Raw genomic sequence first — 19,692 nt, 5'->3', positions numbered from 1 at the left:
GATACTAAAGCCTCCGGCGACGAAAGTCTCCATAGTTATAATTCTTTTCGGAAACGCCAAATACTGGCAGGCTCCAACTATTGTTGGGACTGCCAGTATCTCGTAACTTTTTTATTTACTTAGTTTTATCCCTGAGGTTATCTTACAGAGCTTCAAACTCCTCTGGTCTTATGTTCTGATGGAGACCCGTCTTTAGATACCTCAGGCTGCCAATGTCCACATGAAGCTGATATATTACTGGATATTCGTTGTTGGTGCGGTATCTTGTGTTTCAGTTGTTTCTGGTGCCAGTTTATTTCCCCAAGCACCGCTATGCTTGCCGAACATACCCTTCATCATTCCCATGTCACCAGGCACAAATGTACCGCTCTTCATCGCCTCTTTTTGAACACCTAACTGAGCTTGAGCAGCATCACTCCAAGTTTTGATCTGTTCCTCAGTTAATTTACCATTACTCTTCATAGCCTCTACTTGAGCGGTTAAGCGTTCTTGCGCCGCAGTACTCCATGCTTCGATCTGCTCTTCCGTCAGAGGTTCACCATTATTGAACTTCTTAACTTTATCTCGCATCCCCATGTCTTTACCAACCATACCAGGACCAAATACTTTACCATCAGCTAAGGCCTTCTCGTTCGCTTCTTGGCGATCGTCAATAAATTGCTTCATCTTGTCGGCCTGTTCTGCAGTTCTAAGCCCAGCTTCCACTTCTTTGTCCACTATTTGCTTCTGGATACCAAACATTTGCTGAGTTAAGCTCTTAATTTCATCAAGCTTTGCCGAATCTGTGGCACCAAAGGCTGCCGTTGCACCTCCAATCAATAGTGCAGCACTTAGGACACCGACAACGAGTTTCTTTTTCATAAGATTCCTCCTTCAGAATAGTTTCCGATTTCCAAGTATGTACTTTTGATCGGTACACTATTATGATATCCGCGAAATATGGTAAATTTGTGAATTGGACTTTAAGAAGTTGTGTGCTTTAAGTAAAGAAAATGTAGCGCTAATGTGTTTGAAAATACTTAAAATCAGCGGGGATTAATATCGTATCGCCGTATCTTTTCGTAAAGCCAAGAACGAGAAATTCCTAAGAGTCGAGCGACTTCGGACTTATTGCCATTCATTTTTAGAAGAGCTTTTTCCAGAGTTTCTTTATCCAAGTGCTCATGGGCATTTTCTAGGTTCCACTCCTTCGCCAAAGTTAAAAATTCTTGTTTTTCCTCCCTAAGGTAGAAGGGCAAATCTGCTGCTTCCAACAATTCTCCAGAAGCAAAGTTCACCGCCCGCTCTATCACATTTTTTAATTCTCGCACATTGCCAGGCCAACGGTGATTGATCAAAATTTTGTGCACCCCTGAGGTGACTCCAGAAATTTTTTTGCCAAAATCTTGATTAAGCCGTTCCAAGAAGACATGTACAAGAGGAATAATGTCTTCTGCACGATCACGGATAGGGAGGAGGCGAAATGAGATAACATTAAGACGATAATATAGATCACTGCGAAATTCACCGCTGGCAACTTTCTGAATAAGATCCTTGTTAGTAGCCGCAATAATCCTTACATCAACTTTAACCGGCTCATTACTCCCTACTGGTTCAAAGCATCTATCCTCCAGAACTCTTAGGAGCTTACTCTGCAAATTCAGAGACATGTCACCGATTTCATCCAGGAAAAGCGTCCCTCCGTTGGCAACCGCGAACTTACCCGCTTTGCCTCCCTTTTGTGCTCCAGTGAACGCTCCGCTCGCATACCCAAAGAATTCGGACTCCAATAGATTCTCTGGAACTGCAGCGCAATTAACCTTTACATAGGGACCGTTTCGGTATGGACTTGCCTGGTGAATAGCCTCAGCAAAGAGCTCTTTGCCAGTACCGCTTTCCCCTGTCAGCATAATTGTAGAATTCCCCCGAGCGGCAATTTCAGCCTCCTGCTTCAAACGGCGCATGTCCTGGCTGACCGTAACAATCTGATTGAATGTCACGGGCAGTCTAGTCGAGCCGACCTGTTCCTTATAGAAGTTTAACTCAAGGTCCATTTGCGCCAGTTTTTGGGCAAGGTCCTTAACTTCCTCCAGTTTCTGAAAGATAATTTTACCCACGGCTCCAATTATTTTACCTTGGCGCACAATAGGCAGGCGTGAAACTATGTACGGCCGACCGTATATAACTTGGACTTCATTGGTTTCCGCCATGCCTGTTTTTAAGGTGCGCAAAAGGCGAGTATTCTCAATAACTTGATCTATTGGTTGTTGCAATAGTTCTTCTTCTCTCTTATTAAAAAATTTACAGGCTGCCTCATTGACCAGGGTGATTTTCCCTTGGTCATCAACAACGAAAATTGCTTCGTAGCCAATATTGGTTACAGTGAGCAAAGTCTCGTACAAACGCTTCGTTGCATCGAGCTCTAAAGCGACTTGGTCAAAATCTGTCAAAGCTTGGAAAACGATCACTGTTCCTGCCAACTCACCCACAGGGCTGATGTTGCAGAGAACGGTCACATTATTCATTTGAGTCTGAACCCCTGCCAGTTGTTTCGATTGTTTTAGCACCACATTCAGATTTAAGCCAGAAATAACATCATCAAACAGGCGTCCTTTTAGTACTTCCTGTTCTAATCCAAGGATTTTCTCGCCTGCAGGATTTATCTGTTGAATGCGGTTATCTTGATCCACGACGATAATTCCGTTCGGCATGGCCTGATATACCGTACTGAGTTTAGTAGCCAGTTGTTCTGCTTCTCGAAAAAGAGCCAAAATCATGTCCACCTTGGTAAAGATCCCAAGCGCTTTCCCATTTTTATCTACTACTACACCCGTACCCACTGAACTCTGCTTTGCCCGCTGCTCTACCTCACGGTAAGGAGCGTCGACTTGAACAGTCACTACTTGAGGATTGAAGTGTTGCCCAATTATTTCCGAAGAATCTGCCCCAGCCAAAAAGGCATCCAATACATTGGCTTTCGTAAAGATCCCAATCAGAGAACCCTCTTCATCTACTACCGGTAAAGCATCCAGCTTGGTACAACGTAAAAGCTCTACCCCCTGCTTAAGAGTATCCTTAGTATGAAGAAGAGGTACGTCTCGGGTCATCATATCGCTCATCAGCATTAAAGCTCACCTCGCCATCGAACAAAATAATGCAATTATTTTCATGGTCCCTGCCGCAAAAATACGAGGACCTAGCATAATTATTCTCCCTAAACAACTGCTATTCCTCTTTTTCAGAACATTCATTCTTCAATGGAGGGAAAGGAGCGCTGGCCGTGACTCGAACAGGACGTCCAAGATTAGAGCACTCCCATAGATGGCAATATAAAAAGAGGGCTGAACAAACTAGAAAACAAGTTTGTTCAGCTTTAAAGTTATAGCGAAATTCTATTCACTCTCATTTAGATAAATATATCCGAGTTGCATTGTCTAAGGCCTTACTCCCCTGGCCCAGCCTGTTCATACACCTTAATCTCCTCATCAGCGAACCCAGCCTCCTGTAAAACCTCCCTCGTCTGTTCTCCCAAGCCTGGAGGAATTCCATTCGGAAGTTCCTCTGCTTCCGAGAATTTGAGGGGATTGCCCACAACCTCCACAACCTTGCCATCCGGATGCCTAAGAGAAGTAAACAGGTGCCGAGCCCGAACCTGGGGATGCTTTCGCGCTTCCGAAAGTTCTAAGATTGGCTCACAGCAGACATCTTGATCTTTAAATAATTCCGTCCATTCCACCTGGGTCTTTGTTTTAAAGATCTTCTCTATCTCATTAAAAACGTTCTGGTCGTGAGCAAACTGCTTGTCTGCTAGATCATCACGCCCTACAGCCCGACAAAAAGCTTGCCAAAATTTTGGTTCTAAGGCCCCAAGGCTCATAAAACGAGCATCTCGAGGTCTCATAGACCCCGTAGCAAACTTCCCCGCCGTTTAACATCCCTTTCCCACGCTTCACAGCGGAATCTTCTTGTGCTTGCTGGGCATAGAGCATTGCCATCCAGGAAACTGCTCCATCGAGCATAGAAACGTCTATATATTCTCCTTTACCCGTTTGCTGACGGGCAATATAGGCACTCAGAATTCCAGTCACTGCCATTAATGCCCCGCCGCCTATGAGGAGAGAGCTCATTCTCCACAAACTTTATGAAGGCTCGACGAAACATTTTGTGGTCTTCTGAATAGAAATCCATCTTCGTCTTCCTTTCTTACAGCTTCCTGAAGACAACCGCCGTTTACCTTGGTTGCATTCGGATTGCTCCGTCCAAGCGAATCGCAGTACCATTGAGCATTGGATTCTCCACGATACTCTTCACTAAAAGGGCAAACTCCTCCGGATATCCCAGTCGAGAGGGAAACGGAGTCATAGCGCCCAGTGACTTGCGAGCCTCCTCTGGCAAAGAATCAAACATCGGCGTTTCAAAGAGACCCGGGGCAATCGTCATCACGCGAATACCATGAGTCGCCATTTCTCGAGCAACAGGCAGAGTCATTCCTACAATCCCTGCTTTAGAAGCGCTGTAGGCTGCCTGCCCAATTTGTCCTTCATAGGCGGCCACTGAAGCAGTGCTAATAATCACGCCCCGTTCATCCCCTACATTGGGCTCATTGCCCGCCATATGTGCCGCAGCTAGGCGTATGACGTTAAAAGTGCCGATAAGATTCACTTGAATGACTTTAGAAAAATTCTCTAGGGAATGAGTCCCTTTCTTACCAAGGATCTTTTCCGCTACCCCAATCCCAGCGCAATTTACAACTGTATTCACCAATCCAAATTTCTTTACTGCATGTTCCAGAGCCGCTTGTACGCTCTCCGCGCTGCAAACGTTGGTCTCGTGAAACAGGGCACTGCCACCCAATTCAGCCGCCAACTTCTCTCCTCGTTCCACGGCCAGATCGAGAATCATTGCCTTACCTCCATCATTAATTATCCGCCGTACAGTCGCTTCACCCAAACCTGAGGCCCCTCCCGTAACAAACGCAACCACTTTTTTTAAATCCATTTTAAATTTCTCCTTCCTCAATATCTTATTGTTCTCTCAATCTAATCGCTCAATAATTGTCGCATTAGCCATGCCATGTCCCTCGCACATAGTTTGCAATCCATAACGACCGCCAGTTCGTTCTAATTCATACATCATGGTGGTCATCAAGCGAGCCCCACTGGCTCCAAGAGGATGACCAAGGGCAATAGCTCCGCCGTTAGGATTAAGCTTTTTGGGATCGGCACCCGTCTCTATCAGCCAAGCTAACGTTACTGCAGCAAATGCTTCATTCACCTCAAAGATATCAATATCCGCGAGGCTCAGACCTGCTTTACCTAACACCTTAGCTGTAGCAGGAATGGGACCCGTAAGCATTAGAGTTGGATCTGAACCTATAACAGTCCTAGCCACAATACGGAAGCGGGGCTTAAGCCCCAGCTCTTCTGCTTTCTCCCGAGACATGATGAGCATTGCAGCTGCTCCATCCGAAATCTGGCTTGAATTACCAGCAGTAACTTGGCCATTCTCCATAAAGGGAGTTTTTAAACCTGAGAGTTTCTCTAAACTTGTGTCTCGTCTGGGACCCTCGTCTATTTTCATAATTACCTGGCTGCCTTCCGGAAGGACCACGCTGACAGGCATAATCTCCCGTTCGAAACGTCCTTCCTCCTGGGCCCTATGTGCCTTCTTATGGCTTTCCAGGGAGAATTCATCCATCTGTTGACGGCTGAGGCTCCATTTTTTGGCGATTCGCTCAGCCGAGAGTCCCTGATTAATGATCTCATAACGGGAGGTCAGTTCCTTCGAAAGCTCAGTCCCCTTAAAAGTTGAACCCATTGGAATCCGGGACATGTTTTCTATGCCCGCCGCCACGATGACATCCATGTCCCCCGCTAAAATTGCCTGAGCAGCAAAATGGACGGCCTGCTGGCTGGATCCGCACTGACGATCAATCGTCAACCCAGGGACATGCTGCGGATAATCCGCAATCAAGGCTGCCTGCCTTCCGATACAGAACGCCTGCTCTCCCACTTGGGAAACGCAACCCATCAGAACATCCTCGATCACGGCTGGGTCAACGCCCGCCCGTTTGACCAATTCTCTCAAAACTAGTCCCGCTAAATCCTCAGAACGAAGACCGCTCAGTGATCCGTTTTTCTTTCCAACCGGAGTTCTTACCGCTTGTACTATCACAGCTTCTCTCATTGTTTTAACCACTCTTTCTCGTCTTAATGTTTTTGATCACTGCCCTTAGGCGCAGAGAATCTCCCCTATATTATTCATAATATTCGGATAATAATTGATACATATCTGCTTTTTACTTTAGAATGCAAATCCTATGCCACTTGGTTTAGGCCGCTTCCCCGCTGCGTCTCCTACAAAGAAACCGAAAAACTCCCCTCCCCTTCTTAGTCATTATTGTCCTTGATGACGGACAGTTGACAACACAATGCACACACATACTCTGCTTTTATACCTAAGGACCTTGAAAAAACGCTTCTTCGGACTGGCATTGAAATTGCAAATATAATTGTTAAACCCGGCAACCTATCCCCAAACTAGAACGATACAAGAGCGGAATTTAATAATAACCCGTTTTTTAAAAAGAAGGAGGAACTGTTTTGGATTTCGAGTTATCAGAAGAACAAAAAGCCTTTCAGAGCCTAGCCTACAAATTTGCACTCAAAGAATTCCCCCCTTTCGCCCAAGAATGTGATCGGCAGGAAAGATACCCGCGTGAAATCTGGCAAAAGGCCTGCGAAGCAGGACTGGTTGGAATAGCCATTCCTGAGGAATACGGAGGCCCTGGCGCTGGTTGGATGGAAACTGCCTTAATTACCGAGCAACTGTCCCGAATAGACTTGGGTCTCGGCTTAGCTGCCGTCGCTGCAACCTTTGGTGCTGAAAATATCATTAACTATGGCAGTGAAGAACAAAAGAAAACCTATCTTCCCTTACTGCCTGCAGGTAAAGCAATCTTTGCCGGGGCTTATACTGAGCCAAACGCTGGAAGCGATGTAGCCGGAACAACGACTCGAGCTACCAAAGATGGTTCAGACTATGTTATCAATGGAAGTAAGACATTTATCACGAACGGCACAATCTGTGACTATATGGTCGCACTATGCGTCACCAACCCGGAGTCCCCTAAAAAAACACAACGGCACAGCTTAATCATCGTTGATGCAAACAGTCCCGGAATCACCAGGATGAAGATCCACGGCAAGATGGGTATTCGGGCCTCGGATACGGCAGAAATCACCTTCGAAGATGTAAGAGTGCCTCAAAAAAATCTTGTTGGCAAAGAAGGCAATGGCTTCTACCAACTCATGCATTTCTTTGATCAAACTCGGATTATGGTAGCCTCACAAGGACTTGGTCTAGCCCAAGGAGCATTAGATTTGGCTCTCAAATACGTTCAAGAACGCAAAACCTTTGGCGTTCCCTTAGCCGCCAACCAAGCCATTCAGTTCCAATTGGCCGAGATGGCGACCCGTATAGAATTAGCTCGCAACATAATCTACAAGGCAGCTTGGAAGGCCGACAACGGCCAGTTAGATCCCTCTCTTAATGCCATGGCAAAATTTTACGCCGGAGAAACAGCGGTCTGGGTGACCGACAAAGCTTTGCAAATGCACGGCGGATATGGCTATATCGATGAGTATGACATCCAACGCTTTTATCGCGATGCCAAGATTTTGGAGATTTATGAAGGGGCTAAAGAAATTGAGAAGATAACCATCGCTAAGCGTCTATTTTAGTAAGCTAAACCATCTAGTAGCAACAGTTAGAGAAGTCCAAAAAAATTACAAGTGAGGCTATTGTGAAATTTACACATTAGCCTCACTTATAATTTTGCATAATAATCCCTATAAAAACCAGGCAACGCCTTATACTCCTGACATTCTATGGTACAGACCTAAAATCAATGGACTTGACAAACTTCGTCAAATCAAGGGATAAATCACATATCTGATCATCCTGTAGATAATTCCCATATTTGTCGAATAAAATTCTGATTAATGGTCGGCTCGGGTAATCCTTCTGAACTCCAATTACTTTACCAACTTCCCCTGTATTTAAAGTAACGATTGACCCTTGCGGATAGAGTACTAAACATTGAAGGAAATTTTGAACAATTCCCTCATTGAATTCTTCACTTGATCCAGCAATAACTAATTCTAGAGCGTGATATGGCGGTAAACCTCTTCGATAAGGCCGATCACTCACAAGAGCATCAAAGACATCTGAAATAGCAACTATTTGAGCATTTAACTCAATTGAGCTTTGTCGAAGAGCATCCGGATAGCCTTTGCCGTTCCAGCGCTCATGATGATGGCGGATAATTGCGAGCACCTTACCGGATATATTAGTATTTTTAAGCATTTCCTCACCGAGCACCGGATGCTTTTTTATGATTTCCAATTCGTCGTCCGTTAAGTTTGAAGGCTTATTAAGGATGTTACTGGGTATAGCACGTTTGCCAATATCATGCAACAAAGCCCCTATTGTTAAGTCTCTTAGTGTCTGTCCGGAAAACCCAATTTGTAAACCAATCAATGTAGCTAAAATAGCAACGTTGACTGAGTGAATGTAAGTATAGTTGTCAAATTTTCGAAATTTGTTTAAATCCAGATAAACTTGGTAAGTTCCTTCTAGCTCGTGGATAATCTTATCCACCACAGAAAAAGTCTTTTCTAAACGCTCGATGCTAATAAAACACGTATCCTCAAAAACTTCTCGGACATAGCCTACAATATCTTGGTATTCTGATTCGGAGAATTTGTGCGTTTTAGGGGCTTGGGATTTATCTAACTCATATTTTAAGGTATAAATCTGACGTCCTTGAAGAAGCTCTTGAATGTTTGGTGTGATCGGCTTACCTTTGGACAACAAAAGGATTCCCTGTTTATCAAACAAGTCAAGTGTCGAGAATTCGCCAATTTTAAATACGACAGTTGATAAGGGTTCTAAATGAATTATCAAACTAAAATTCCCTCCTAAAACAAAAGACGCCGAATAATTATTCAGCGAAAACATCCTATCTATTCGACAACCCGGCTATCTTCACATAACATGTAAGACCCGCAGCTTTGCGTCCTCAGTTCTTACTGAGTTTGCCATTATCGCAGAATTACTATTTTAAATTATTATGCCCAACAGGCCATTGTACCTAATATATCATACACTATGCCCAAATAATATACGATTCTAGAAATTTCTCTCAAATTTCCCCTTTTAAGTGCTATTTCTATTTATGAAAAAAAAGTGTAACATTGACAAGTTTAATCGTTAATGTTATACTTTTATGCCAATTAGAGGGGAGAGATTTAGATCTCCTTTCTCAGCCTAGGATCAAGAAAGTCCCTCAAACTGTCACCAATAAAGTTAGTGCCTACTGACATGGTGAGAATAGCCAAACCAGGAAAGGTACCAATCCACCAATAGTTAAAATTCAAAACACCATCTGCCACCATTGCTCCCCATTCCGGTGTCGGCGGAGGAGAGCCTAGACCCAAAAAGCTCAAGCCTGAGAAAAGAAGAATCGCATTGCCAAAATCCAGAGTAGCCAAGACCAACACTGGCCCAAGGCTATTAGGCATAATTTCATTGAAGAATATTCTAAAATGGGAGGCACCCAGCGATTTGGCTGCTTCCACATATTCATTCTCTTTGTTGGCAATTACCATACTGCGCATAACTCGAGCATAGTTGGGCCACCAAATAATTACCATAGCCAGTAAGGTATTGTGAAGACTTGGGCCTAAGGCCGCGGCAATGGTCATAGCTAAGATAATCCCAGGGAAAGCCATTACCATTTCTGAGATTCGCATCATGATTTCATCGGTTAGACCACCAATATAGCCAGCAATACCGCCATAAATCATTCCCATTAAAGACGCTAAAGCAATGGTAATTAGTCCGGCGATAAGCGAGATCCGGCTGCCTACAAGCACCCTGCTGAAAACATCTCGCCCAATGCTGTCAGTACCAAACCAATGTGCACTGCTCGGCGCTTGAAAGCGGTTTGCTAAGTCTTGTGCTAAATAACTATAAGGGGTAATTGAAGGAACAAGTACTGTAACTATAGCAATTAGAATCCACAGGGCACAAACAATTATTCCTATCGAGAATAACAAGTTGTTTTTCATGATTCGCAGCAGCATATTAATTATACCTCACTCTGGGGTCAAGAATTCCATATAGAAGGTCTACTATTAGATTAATAACAACATAGTTAATGGAAATCAAGATGGAAACCCCGATGATAGCAGGAAAATCTAAATTTCCGGCTGCCTTATAGGCATATTGCCCGATCCCAGGCCAAGCAAATATTGTTTCGACTAAAACCATTCCACCCAAAAGATTACCAAATCCTATGCCAATAACAGTCACGACGGGTATCAAGGCATTTCCCAAGGCATGACGCATAATAATCATTTTTTCGGTCAGACCTTTCGCCCTTGCAGTACGGATGAAATCCAACGACATTACTTCTAATAAACTTGAACGAGTAGTACGGGTAATCAAACCCATGGTAAAAGAACCTAACACTAGACCCGGTAAAAGCAAATGTTGCAGTGCATCCACTGCAAGGCTCCAATCACCTGCTAATAGTGCATCAATAACGTATAAATTGGTTACAGCTACCGGTGGTGCTAAATAAGGGCTTATTCTCCCTGGTCCAGGCGCTATCCCCAAATTTACATAGAAAAGCAACAAAAACATCAGTCCCAACCAGAAACTAGGCACAGATACCCCCACAACAGAGATTCCCCTTATTATCTGATCAATGGCGCTGTTACGTTTGATGGCAGAAATTATACCGAAGAGCATTCCAAAAAAAACCGCAATTATTATCGAAAAGATTGCTAACTCTATCGTCGCTGGAAAATATTTTTTTAGGTCATCCATCACAGGTCGCTGGGTTCTGATAGATGTGCCCATATCTCCTTTCACTAAATTACCGACATAAATAAAGTATTGCGTGTACATAGGTTTATCCAAGCCCCACTTAGCTTTAAAAGAATCTACCATCTCCTGGTTATCGATATTCCTCTGGCTTAGATTGGCCAAAACAGGGTCACTGGGCACAGAGTGGGAAATAACAAAGACAACTAACGAAACTCCAATAACAAGGAACGCTAAGAATACCAATCTTCTGGCTGTATATTTTAGAAGTCCCAACGTCATCCACCTCCTTTAGGCCATTACAGAGCCTTCAATGGTGGGCAGATGCAGATGCATCTGCCCATTTTGCTTACTATTTTGCAGAAACATCTTTGAGATCGATTTTATAAAGATCGATATAGTCTGTGCCTTGAATGTTATCACGTGTAGCGTAATGACGAGCATGCTGTAATAAGACATCAAACGCACTGTCTTCATCCATCATCTTTTGAATTTCTTCGAGGTTTTTGACCCGGGTAGCTTTGTCAACTTCAACAGCAGCTTTTTTACCTAACTCTGCTAATTCAGGATTCATATCAGCCGTCCAATTGGCACGAAGACCCACAGGATTGCCAGGCAAAAATGCTAATTGGGTATTCGGATCGGGATAGTCTGGACCCCAATACCAAAGGGACAGAGCTTGAGTGCCTTTTCGATAAGGATCCAGAGCAACCATGATATCCGAAGTTTTAATCTCAGTTTCAATGCCGATTTGGAGCAGATCGTTTTGAATCTTTTGGGCAAGTGTGGGCAAATCCATACCTTCAACAGCCAAGGTGGCTACTTCAAGGGTGGTCTTAAAACCTTTCTCATAACCGGCTTTTTTCATTAACTCTTTAGCCTTTTCGATATTTTGGGCAGTTTTGGGATCACGTGGAGGCAAAGTCCCTAAGAATCCCACTTGAAAAGGTGCAACAGGTGTGATGGACCCTTCCCCAGCAATTGTCTGCATCCCTTGATAGTCTAATACTAAACGAATCGCTTTCTGAACATCCGGATTAGCAATAGGTCCGCCAATTTTAGGGTCACGGTTCATCAACAAAAATGTCAGCGTCATTGATTGGGCCTTCTTGATTTCAATGCCCGGCTTATCTTGGATTTGTTTAACATGTTCAGGTCCTAAGTTGAACGCTATGTCAATATCCCCTTTTTCGAGCATCATTAATTGGGTTCCAGGATCAGAGATTGCTTTTAAAACCACTTTGTCGTAGTAGGGAGCTTTACCCCAATAATTTTTATTGCGGGCTAAAACTACTTCCACTTTAGGGGTATATGATTCAATCACGTAAGGACCGGATCCTGCAGAGTGTGTATCAAACCACAATTTGGCCTTATCCGCAGTATTTGCATCAACGGCATTGGTTGCCTCATTCTCCATTGCCACTTTACTGTCAATAACACCAAAGGCATTATAGGTAAGCTTGGTCAAGAAAGAAGCATCTTGCCCTTTCAGGTTAAAAACAACGGTATCCGAGTCAGGTGTTTCAATTGATTTGATACCATCTGCCAAAAAAGCTCCATTCCCTTTTAAGTTCATGGACCGCTCGGCACTCCATTTAACATCCTGCGAGGTAAGCGCATTACCACCAGCAAATTTTATTCCCTTGCGAAGCTTAAAGGTATAACTAAGTCCATCCTTACTGAGCTCATGACTCTCGGCTATACCGTAGATTGGCGCATCCAGATTATCTTCGAACTGCATCAAGGTATCATAAACCGGATGCAAGACCAGCAAAGCATAAACCTCATAAGCAAGACCCGGGTCAAATGTCTCATAATCCGGATCAAGCGCCATAATCAACTGTTTTGTACCGTCCGCGGCTTCCGGCTTAGTACCGGCATCCTTACTGCCGCCACACCCTGCCGCGAAGAGCAACACAACTGTCAGTAATGCCAGCAGAATTCCATAGTTCTTTCTCACAATTTCTTTCTCCCTTCAAAATATATTTTGGTTTTACTCTCAGCCCAAGCATCATAACTCTAAGTATTAGTTTCAAAGATCCCTCCTTCTCCACAGCTGTTTAACACAGATGACAAGCTGCAAAATGCCCCGGAAACACCTCCTTTAGTTGAGGCTCCGCTTGACTGCATAGGTCTGTCCTCTCAGGGCACCTAGTATGAAAGCGGCACCCGGACGGAGGATTAGCAGGACTCGGCACATCCCCCTTAAGCAGGATCCGGTCTTTTGGGTTATCCGGATCAGTATGAGGAATAGCTGAAATCAAGGCCTTGGCATAAGGATGAAGAGTATTGCGATAGATATCCTCATGATTGCCGGTTTCCACAAGTTTTCCCAGGTACATTACACCGACACGGTTACAGATATGATGTACCACGCTTAAGTTATGGGAGATAAATAAGTAGGTCAAATCATACTCTTTTTGCAGGTCTTCCAATAAATTAATGACCTGCGCCTGAATCGAAACATCTAAAGCAGAAACTGGCTCATCGCAGATGATCAGCTTAGGATTCAAGGCCAGGGCACGGGCTATACCAACCCGTTGCTTTTGCCCTCCCGACATTTCATGGGGATAACGACTCAAATGGTACTCAGAAAGGCCCACCCGATCCATTAAATCCTTAATTTTCGCTTTACGCTCGGTCTTCGTTCCAACTTGGTGGATGTGAAAAGGTTCATTTAGAATATCCGCAATCGTCTTTCGAGGGTTTAAAGAGGCGCTGGGATCCTGAAAAATAAGCTGCATTTTTTTGCGCATTTCCTTCATTCTCTTATTTTTGAGGGAAAATATATTCTCCCCCTCAAAAATCACCTTCCCGGCATTGGGCTTATAGAGTCCGAGAACAGTGCGCCCCAGTGTGCTTTTGCCACACCCTGACTCACCTACCAAACCAAAGGTTTCTCCTTTAAAAAGATTAAAGGAGACATCATCCACAGCTTTAATGTACTTTTTCGAAAACGAGAAGCTCCCTTCCGTCTGAAAATACATTTTAAGGTTTTGTACCTGAACAAGCACACTGTCATCCATGTAACACACTCCTATTGCCTATGCCTATATTTTCCGCATGGCGCCAGCATCTGACAGCACGTTCTTCTGAGACATGGATCAAATCTGGAGTCTGCTCGGAACAAATAGCGTTTGAGTATTTACACCGAGGTTGGAAGCTGCAACCTGGAGGCATGTTAAAGGGGCTTGGAACCGTGCCATCAATCGTATACAAGCGTTGCTTTTCTTTTGTTATTGTAGGAATTGACCTTAACAGTCCTTCCGTGTAAGGGTGCAACGGCTCTCTTATCAATTCTTTAAGCGGACTGGACTCGACTACCTGTCCGGCATACATTACTGCCACGGAATGACACATTTCAGTAATTATTCCCAAATCATGGGTAATCATGATAATGGCAGAGTCTATTTCATTGCGCAGATTCTTCATTAGTTCTAATATCTGCGCCTGTATTGTGACATCCAGAGCTGTTGTCGGTTCATCAGCCAAAAGCAGTTTAGGACGACAAGCCAAGGCCATGGCAATCATAATCCTCTGCCGCATTCCACCGGATAATTGATGCGGATACTCCTTGAATCTTTGCTCAGGAAGAGGAATGCCAACCATCTTTAAGAGTTCTATAGTACGTGCTTTTGCCTCATGTTTGGTGAAGCCTTTATGTAACAAAAGTGGTTCCATGATTTGTTTGCCACAAGTATGAATCGGATTTAACGAGGTCATTGGCTCCTGAAAGATCATCGATATTTCATTGCCTCGAACCTTTCGTACTTCTTCCAGGGACATTTCCCTGAGATTTTGACCATTAAAAAAGATATCTCCCTTAATTTCTCCAGGGGGATTAGGAATCAAGTTCATAATTGAGAGCGCAGTAACACTTTTACCACTGCCGCTTTCCCCTACAATGCCGAGCGTCTCCCCGGAACGTATTGATATACTTACATCTCGAACAGCCTTAAAAACTCCTTCGGAAGTCCTGAATTGAACATTTAGGTTGCTTATTCTAAGTAAATCCTTATCTAATAAATCATCACTCATCGACATGTCTCACAATCATTCATAATATTTATCAGTTTAGAACAAGAGAATTTAGACCTCGATTAATTCTCTTGAAAAATTATTAAAACGAACCGGCCCTTTTTCAGATAGTCCGACAATATCTTCAATGCGAACCCCATATTGCCCCGGTAAATATATTCCTGGTTCAATACTGAACGTCATTCCAGTCTTCAAAGTTTCTTGGTTACCGAAAACTATAAATGGATCTTCATGGATATCCAGCCCTATACCATGACCTGTCCGATGGACAAAATGCTGTCCATATCCCGCTCGGGAAATGGCATTACGGGCGGCCTCATCCACTTTTTCACAAGAAGTCCCTTCTTGAACTGCTTGGAAGCCAGCTTCGTTGGCTTCTCTTACGGCATTGTATATCTTCTTGACGTCCACTGATGCTTTACCAATAGAAAAGGTTCGAGTCATGTCAGAACAATACCCTTGAAAGAGTCCCCCGAAATCTAATACAACCAAATCACCGAGCATTAACTTTCTTTCACCCGTATTGTGGTGAGGCGAGGAGGTGTTAGGTCCTGAGGCTATAATAGGTTTGAAAGAAAGCTCCTCTGCTCCATATTCCTTGAGTTTACTTTCCACAAAAAAAGCCAATTCCTTTTCAGAAATACCTGGTTGAATCACCATAAGCACTTCTCCCATAACCTTATCTGTTAATCCTCCGGCCTTTTCTAAAAGATTCATCTCATTTTGGTCCTTTATCATTCGCACTTGCCGCATCAAGACTGAAGCACCAATAAACTCGTACCCTGGAAAGGCCTTTCTTACACTTAAAAAATGCCCTGCCCACATTCTTTCGTCGATCGCCGCTATTGCTGAATGCTTGTTTATCAACGGAATTAATAAATCCACCGGATCGGTCCCATCAGCCCAGGTAAGTAATTCAAAACTATTCTGTCCAAGATTTTCAGCCACTTCCCGATACATCTCAGGCAGAATCATAACTGGCTTGCCCTCTGCCGGTACCAGAAAGGCCTGCAGCCTCTCATCTGCTACGGTCTTTAATCCGGTGAGATAAAACAAGTTAGAGGAAGGAGCCAATACCAGATAATCCGTGCTTTGCTCTTTCATAATTGCTTGGATTTTCTTGATTCTCGCAATATATCCAACCATAGATTCAATATCCTCCTTGTGAGTCTTAGGCATTTTCCCAGACTTCGAATTTCCATAACCGTAATGATAATGTTAACTATTTCACCAAAAACCAAATTATTTCGCAATTCTCTGTTCCATCGTTGAAGGCCCAGTGTTCTTCACCGGCAGGAATTATAGATGCTTGACCTGCGGATATTCGACATTCTGTTCCTCCACTCATGGTTAGAATTGATCCGCTCATTATAAACGAGTATTCATGTTCAGTATGAACTCCAGCTCCTTCTGCCGGAACTCTTGCTCCCGGGGGAAACACCACTGTCCCCATGGTCACTTTGGCATTCTTTACTGCATCCTCACCAAAAAGGGTTTTCATGATCACATCACAACGATTTGCTGCTTTAACATCTTTGTTTGTTACAATTTTCATTAAGTGTTTTCTCCTTTATCTTCTTCCTTTTGAGCTGGAGTTATTTTGACAATAGGATTCTCTTAGACTGAGGGAAACACATAAATTAAGGAATGAGATTATTCATGAAATATTATTGGGGTAAGTACTGCTATCATGTGGACTGGTTCATCTGTCATGTTATGCCAGGTATGATCTAACATAGAGGGAAAATGAATCGTGTCACCCTCGTTCATTTCATATTCTTTGTCCCCGACCATCATTAAGACCTTGCCCTTTAATATATAGTAGAACTCCTCACCCGGATGATTAAACACAACATCCTGCCCTTGCCGCGGCGCTAATACTATGTGAATCGGTTCCAATACCTTTCCTGAAAAGTCACCTCCCAAGCGTGTAAATACCGAATTGGATCTCTCAATTTGAAAAGGCTTACGATCAACAACTGGGGTAAAGAAACTGTTGCTTACTGTGCTTTCAAAAAAGGAGGACATCGAAACATTAAATACGTCTGCAATCTTTTGAAGAGAAGTGATAGCCAAGGAGCTGTTACCCCGTTCTACTTGGGAAAGGAAACTGATAGATAACCCAGTTTTTTCACTCAATTCTTTAAGCGTCATGTTCATGCTGACACGAAGACTCCGAATTCGTTCGTATATATTTTCCATGAAATACCTCTAATTTCTTTTATCGATTATAGTTATATGAAATATATTATAGTAGGACTAAAAAGTCCAGACTTTTGCGACAATAATACAGTATTTTACTAAGGCAGATATTAGCCTCCTCTCCCTACTCATTAATACAAGCCAAGCTTATATTTATGAAACTTGGTTAGTGCCAAGCTGAACCTTCCTTAGAGAATAACAAAAGCAAACTGTATCGCACTGATACAGTTTGCTTTTGTTATTGTTATTATTCACTTTTAGTTAACTAGTTACTCCCTAACGTGGTGTGATTCCGGTCAGAACTCCATACCCGCCAAGGACTTTAACCGTTCCCACAAGACCCCCCTGGAAAGATTCCTGTTCGAGCTCCTTACCGCTGCCTTGTTCAACGAAATATTTGTCCAAGCTGTAGTCTACACGATACGTATTAGTTTCATTAAATGAATTTTGGAACTTTCCTTTTAGATAGAGCCCTTGCTTAGGTTTCGTTTCGCTGACTTGATCGACGACATAATACTTGCCCTCTTGTTTAAGACTGACATAAAGGTTCTTATTGTATACTTCGTCTATGGATAGGGGAACTTTAGACTTTGGAACATCTGAAATTGCAAAATTGATGGCAACATAGTCTCCCCTGAAAAGATCTGTCGGGTCATAAGCCTTCGTTTCGAGAACGACCTCTTTTCCAAAGAGAACGGTTGCTTGTGGTTTGATGGTCATAGCCAGGAGAATGAGCAAGGGAATCGCCATGGCAAGAAAGAAGGATTTTTTCTTAGTCATGCCAATGTCCCCCCTTTTGTTTTCATGCGTTCGAAGTAAAAACCAAAGGCTAATAAGAGCAGTCCCCCTACAATAAAGAACAGGGATTTAGGCAAAAACGCAATGGTATCCGTGTAATATCGGAAGATAGTTAGACAAACAAAGATTAGGCTTATGAGGTTGCCCTTTCTGATTAGGAAAAATAGAACAGCGACAAAAGCAAGGGCAAAGAGGATACTCACCAAACGTGTCGATTGAACATTAACCAAGACATCCCATATATCGGGGAAGGTCAAAATCACACCGGTTACCCCAAACAGGATGTTACCCTGAACTCGAAAAATGTCCTGCTCAAAGTTATGTTTTGCTCCATACATAACAAGTCCTATGAAGAAAAAGAGCAAAGCGACATATAATCCCTCAGCTTCAGATCTTAAAGCGATTTGAAAGATAAAGCTCAAACTTGTCAAGTTAGCAAAAAACAAGAGGAGCCTTGATTTATTGAAGTAGTTAAAAGCAAGGTATGTGATGGGAACCCCTGCCCACCCTGCATAAGGAAACCCTTGATCAAACGAGCCTAAGAGGTAGACTCCAAACAGGCAATTAGCAAAAAGCATTAAATATTTTTCCTTAAGCTGAAATGCCAACGGAAGCACACCTATGGACCAGAGCAGAAATGCGGTAGGAAAGTCTCCTCCAAAATTGTACATCTGTCCAATGAGAAAAATACCTGCTCCATAAACCAGAGTCCCTAAATAGATTAAACTCCGACCTGTCCTCGGATTATTTTCCGTCAACATATATCCTGCAAGGTTTACTCCGCCGAATGCGCAAAAGATAATAAGGAGCTTAATAAAATGACTGATCCCGTCCCAGTTGCTAGCTATAAAACTTAAAACCCCGAGACCTACGAGAATAGCACCAATCGTAACAACAACCTGAATAAAGTTTAGACCACCCTTAATTTCGTAAGTCTCCAATATTCCAATCTTTTGCTCCCCTGTGATAAGACCGGAGCTTTCAAAGTAGTTCAGTTCTTTGTTGACTAAGGAGAAGTTAACTTTAGTTATTTGACGTTTCAAGGATTTCCCCTCCTTTTTCAGGCCTAATCAAAGCTTAGTCTATACCATCTATCTAACGGTTATTTCTACCACAGACTAAAAGCATTAAACTTTATATTTTTTTCACTTAATGATCACAGTAGATTCTGATAAGTTAACTGTTTGCATCTCTGGAATTTCAGGGAATGGTTTTATACTAAGACGAAACTCAAGACCCGTTACATCGTCAGGCAACGGTGGTATCACCTTAAATGAATACTGCATCCCTTTGTCTTGCCCGTTACCGCGATATTGTTGACATTGATAGTCAGGTGAGATAAACAATTCTACTCGGGCATGCCCAAGCTTTACATGTGGCTCAGAGTTATTAACTTCATATTCAATATAAACTACACTGGCGTTGTTGTATTGTTTCATGTGCGTAACCGAATACAACACACTTTCAATTTCTACCCATTTTAATATCGATACGTACTTTAGAAATCTTGTGGGTTCTACTTGGAAATGGTCTAAAAAGTTGTTCTCATTATATATGGTTCCAAAAAGGCTCTTGATCATTTTTTCGTTCAGTTCATGTCGGTTACACCATGTTGTTATTAAATTGAGACTCGGAAATCCCGGATTGTTTTCAGAAAGCACTTTCCGCTTGGCAATGAGAGCACAGATCTCCTCATCAATTGGTGCTAATGATTCACAATAATAATCCGTAGGGGGGTGAAAGGTCTCTCTCATAAACTTTATGACCCTCTTTCTCTCCAAT

The 19,692-nt window shown here is 43.0% G+C and carries 19 protein-coding genes and 1 riboswitch; of the genes, 1 reads left to right on the top strand and 18 read right to left on the bottom strand.

The annotated features are described in order from the left end of the window. Nucleotides 1–234: 234 nt before the first annotated feature. From M8E35_RS12970 to M8E35_RS12945, 6 genes are all read right to left on the bottom strand, one after another. On the bottom strand, nt 235–861 hold the full coding sequence (locus M8E35_RS12970) for a DUF2680 domain-containing protein (protein WP_252469551.1): 627 nt from the start codon (nt 859–861) through the stop codon (nt 235–237). Nucleotides 862–1,025: 164 nt separating this feature from the next. Beyond that, complete coding sequence (locus M8E35_RS12965) at nt 1,026–3,104, bottom strand: sigma-54-dependent Fis family transcriptional regulator (RefSeq protein WP_252469550.1); 2,079 nt, start codon at nt 3,102–3,104, stop codon at nt 1,026–1,028. A 317-nt stretch (nt 3,105–3,421) separates the two neighbouring features. Next, nucleotides 3,422–3,856 (bottom strand): CoA transferase, encoded by a 435-nt coding sequence (locus tag M8E35_RS12960; protein ID WP_252469549.1) that lies wholly within the window; start codon nt 3,854–3,856, stop codon nt 3,422–3,424. Beyond that, nucleotides 3,795–4,073: a CoA transferase gene (locus M8E35_RS12955; protein ID WP_252469548.1), complete on the bottom strand. Its 279-nt coding sequence runs from the start codon at nt 4,071–4,073 to the stop codon at nt 3,795–3,797. Before M8E35_RS12955 ends, M8E35_RS12960 begins: the two co-directional genes overlap by 62 nt. A gap of 136 nt (nt 4,074–4,209) precedes the next feature. Beyond that, nucleotides 4,210–4,977, bottom strand: a complete 768-nt coding sequence (locus M8E35_RS12950) for a 3-hydroxyacyl-CoA dehydrogenase (RefSeq protein WP_252469547.1) — start codon at nt 4,975–4,977, stop codon at nt 4,210–4,212. 36 nt (nt 4,978–5,013) lie between these two features. After that, complete coding sequence (locus tag M8E35_RS12945; protein ID WP_252469546.1) at nt 5,014–6,165, bottom strand: thiolase family protein; 1,152 nt, start codon at nt 6,163–6,165, stop codon at nt 5,014–5,016. A gap of 416 nt (nt 6,166–6,581) precedes the next feature. On the opposite strand from M8E35_RS12945, the gene M8E35_RS12940 reads away from it, so the two are divergent. Further along, the gene (locus tag M8E35_RS12940; RefSeq protein WP_252469545.1) at nt 6,582–7,721 is read left to right on the top strand and encodes an acyl-CoA dehydrogenase family protein; all 1,140 of its coding nucleotides are present in this window, start codon (nt 6,582–6,584) and stop codon (nt 7,719–7,721) included. A gap of 145 nt (nt 7,722–7,866) precedes the next feature. Here M8E35_RS12940 and M8E35_RS12935 read toward each other — a convergent pair whose 3' ends face one another. From M8E35_RS12935 to M8E35_RS12880, 12 genes are all read right to left on the bottom strand, one after another. Further along, nucleotides 7,867–8,946: an HD-GYP domain-containing protein gene (locus M8E35_RS12935; protein WP_252469544.1), complete on the bottom strand. Its 1,080-nt coding sequence runs from the start codon at nt 8,944–8,946 to the stop codon at nt 7,867–7,869. A gap of 62 nt (nt 8,947–9,008) precedes the next feature. Further along, a riboswitch (cyclic di-GMP riboswitch) is annotated at nt 9,009–9,092 on the bottom strand. A 198-nt stretch (nt 9,093–9,290) separates the two neighbouring features. Then, on the bottom strand, nt 9,291–10,127 hold the full coding sequence (locus M8E35_RS12930) for an ABC transporter permease (RefSeq protein ID WP_252469542.1): 837 nt from the start codon (nt 10,125–10,127) through the stop codon (nt 9,291–9,293). A gap of 1 nt (nt 10,128) precedes the next feature. After that, nucleotides 10,129–11,154, bottom strand: a complete 1,026-nt coding sequence (locus M8E35_RS12925) for an ABC transporter permease (RefSeq protein WP_252469541.1) — start codon at nt 11,152–11,154, stop codon at nt 10,129–10,131. A gap of 70 nt (nt 11,155–11,224) precedes the next feature. Beyond that, nucleotides 11,225–12,832 carry an ABC transporter substrate-binding protein gene (locus M8E35_RS12920; protein WP_252469539.1) on the bottom strand — a complete coding sequence of 536 codons (1,608 nt, stop codon included), beginning with the start codon at nt 12,830–12,832 and terminating at the stop codon, nt 11,225–11,227. 100 nt (nt 12,833–12,932) lie between these two features. Next, complete coding sequence (locus tag M8E35_RS12915) at nt 12,933–13,898, bottom strand: ABC transporter ATP-binding protein (RefSeq protein WP_252469538.1); 966 nt, start codon at nt 13,896–13,898, stop codon at nt 12,933–12,935. Next, nucleotides 13,891–14,910: an ABC transporter ATP-binding protein gene (locus tag M8E35_RS12910; RefSeq protein WP_252469537.1), complete on the bottom strand. Its 1,020-nt coding sequence runs from the start codon at nt 14,908–14,910 to the stop codon at nt 13,891–13,893. The genes M8E35_RS12915 and M8E35_RS12910 overlap by 8 nt, the downstream gene beginning before the upstream one ends. A 51-nt stretch (nt 14,911–14,961) precedes the next feature. Beyond that, a complete protein-coding gene (locus M8E35_RS12905) occupies nt 14,962–16,056 on the bottom strand; it encodes a M24 family metallopeptidase (RefSeq protein ID WP_252469536.1) in 1,095 nt (364 codons plus the stop codon). A 76-nt stretch (nt 16,057–16,132) separates the two neighbouring features. Beyond that, a complete protein-coding gene (locus M8E35_RS12900; RefSeq protein ID WP_252469535.1) occupies nt 16,133–16,465 on the bottom strand; it encodes a cupin domain-containing protein in 333 nt (110 codons plus the stop codon). A gap of 98 nt (nt 16,466–16,563) precedes the next feature. Next, nucleotides 16,564–17,112 (bottom strand): helix-turn-helix domain-containing protein, encoded by a 549-nt coding sequence (locus M8E35_RS12895; RefSeq protein WP_073031236.1) that lies wholly within the window; start codon nt 17,110–17,112, stop codon nt 16,564–16,566. Between the two features lie 276 nt (nt 17,113–17,388). Next, nucleotides 17,389–17,892, bottom strand: coding sequence for a GDYXXLXY domain-containing protein (locus M8E35_RS12890; protein WP_252469534.1), 504 nt, complete (start codon nt 17,890–17,892; stop codon nt 17,389–17,391). Then, nucleotides 17,889–18,953, bottom strand: coding sequence for a DUF2157 domain-containing protein (locus tag M8E35_RS12885; protein WP_252469533.1), 1,065 nt, complete (start codon nt 18,951–18,953; stop codon nt 17,889–17,891). Before M8E35_RS12885 ends, M8E35_RS12890 begins: the two co-directional genes overlap by 4 nt. A gap of 102 nt (nt 18,954–19,055) precedes the next feature. After that, nucleotides 19,056–19,664 (bottom strand): hypothetical protein, encoded by a 609-nt coding sequence (locus M8E35_RS12880; protein ID WP_252469532.1) that lies wholly within the window; start codon nt 19,662–19,664, stop codon nt 19,056–19,058. Nucleotides 19,665–19,692 lie beyond the last annotated feature (28 nt).

The sequence above is a fragment of the Desulfosporosinus nitroreducens genome (genome assembly GCF_023897015.1).
In the GTDB taxonomy this organism is placed as follows: Bacteria; Bacillota; Desulfitobacteriia; order Desulfitobacteriales; family Desulfitobacteriaceae; genus Desulfosporosinus; species Desulfosporosinus nitroreducens.
The sequence above is the reverse complement of the archived record's forward strand: the minus strand, read 5'-3'. Positions and strand labels throughout refer to the sequence as shown.

Bases quoted from the DNA above. Each gene is read 5' to 3' on its own strand.
- M8E35_RS12960 (WP_252469549.1), bottom strand. From the start codon at position 3,856: ATGAGCCTTGGGGCCTTAGAACCAAAATTTTGGCAAGCTTTTTGTCGG.
- M8E35_RS12950 (WP_252469547.1), bottom strand. From the start codon at position 4,977: ATGGATTTAAAAAAAGTGGTTGCGTTTGTTACGGGAGGGGCCTCAGGT.
- M8E35_RS12945 (WP_252469546.1), bottom strand. From the start codon at position 6,165: ATGAGAGAAGCTGTGATAGTACAAGCGGTAAGAACTCCGGTTGGAAAG.
- M8E35_RS12925 (WP_252469541.1), bottom strand. From the start codon at position 11,154: ATGACGTTGGGACTTCTAAAATATACAGCCAGAAGATTGGTATTCTTA.
- M8E35_RS12880 (WP_252469532.1), bottom strand. From the start codon at position 19,664: ATGAGAGAGACCTTTCACCCCCCTACGGATTATTATTGTGAATCATTA.
- M8E35_RS12900 (WP_252469535.1), bottom strand. From the start codon at position 16,465: ATGAAAATTGTAACAAACAAAGATGTTAAAGCAGCAAATCGTTGTGAT.
- M8E35_RS12915 (WP_252469538.1), bottom strand. From the start codon at position 13,898: ATGGATGACAGTGTGCTTGTTCAGGTACAAAACCTTAAAATGTATTTT.
- M8E35_RS12955 (WP_252469548.1), bottom strand. From the start codon at position 4,073: ATGGCAGTGACTGGAATTCTGAGTGCCTATATTGCCCGTCAGCAAACG.
- M8E35_RS12965 (WP_252469550.1), bottom strand. From the start codon at position 3,104: ATGCTGATGAGCGATATGATGACCCGAGACGTACCTCTTCTTCATACT.
- M8E35_RS12930 (WP_252469542.1), bottom strand. From the start codon at position 10,127: ATGCTGCTGCGAATCATGAAAAACAACTTGTTATTCTCGATAGGAATA.
- M8E35_RS12905 (WP_252469536.1), bottom strand. From the start codon at position 16,056: ATGGTTGGATATATTGCGAGAATCAAGAAAATCCAAGCAATTATGAAA.
- M8E35_RS12970 (WP_252469551.1), bottom strand. From the start codon at position 861: ATGAAAAAGAAACTCGTTGTCGGTGTCCTAAGTGCTGCACTATTGATT.
- M8E35_RS12895 (WP_073031236.1), bottom strand. From the start codon at position 17,112: ATGGAAAATATATACGAACGAATTCGGAGTCTTCGTGTCAGCATGAAC.
- M8E35_RS12910 (WP_252469537.1), bottom strand. From the start codon at position 14,910: ATGAGTGATGATTTATTAGATAAGGATTTACTTAGAATAAGCAACCTA.
- M8E35_RS12890 (WP_252469534.1), bottom strand. From the start codon at position 17,892: ATGACTAAGAAAAAATCCTTCTTTCTTGCCATGGCGATTCCCTTGCTC.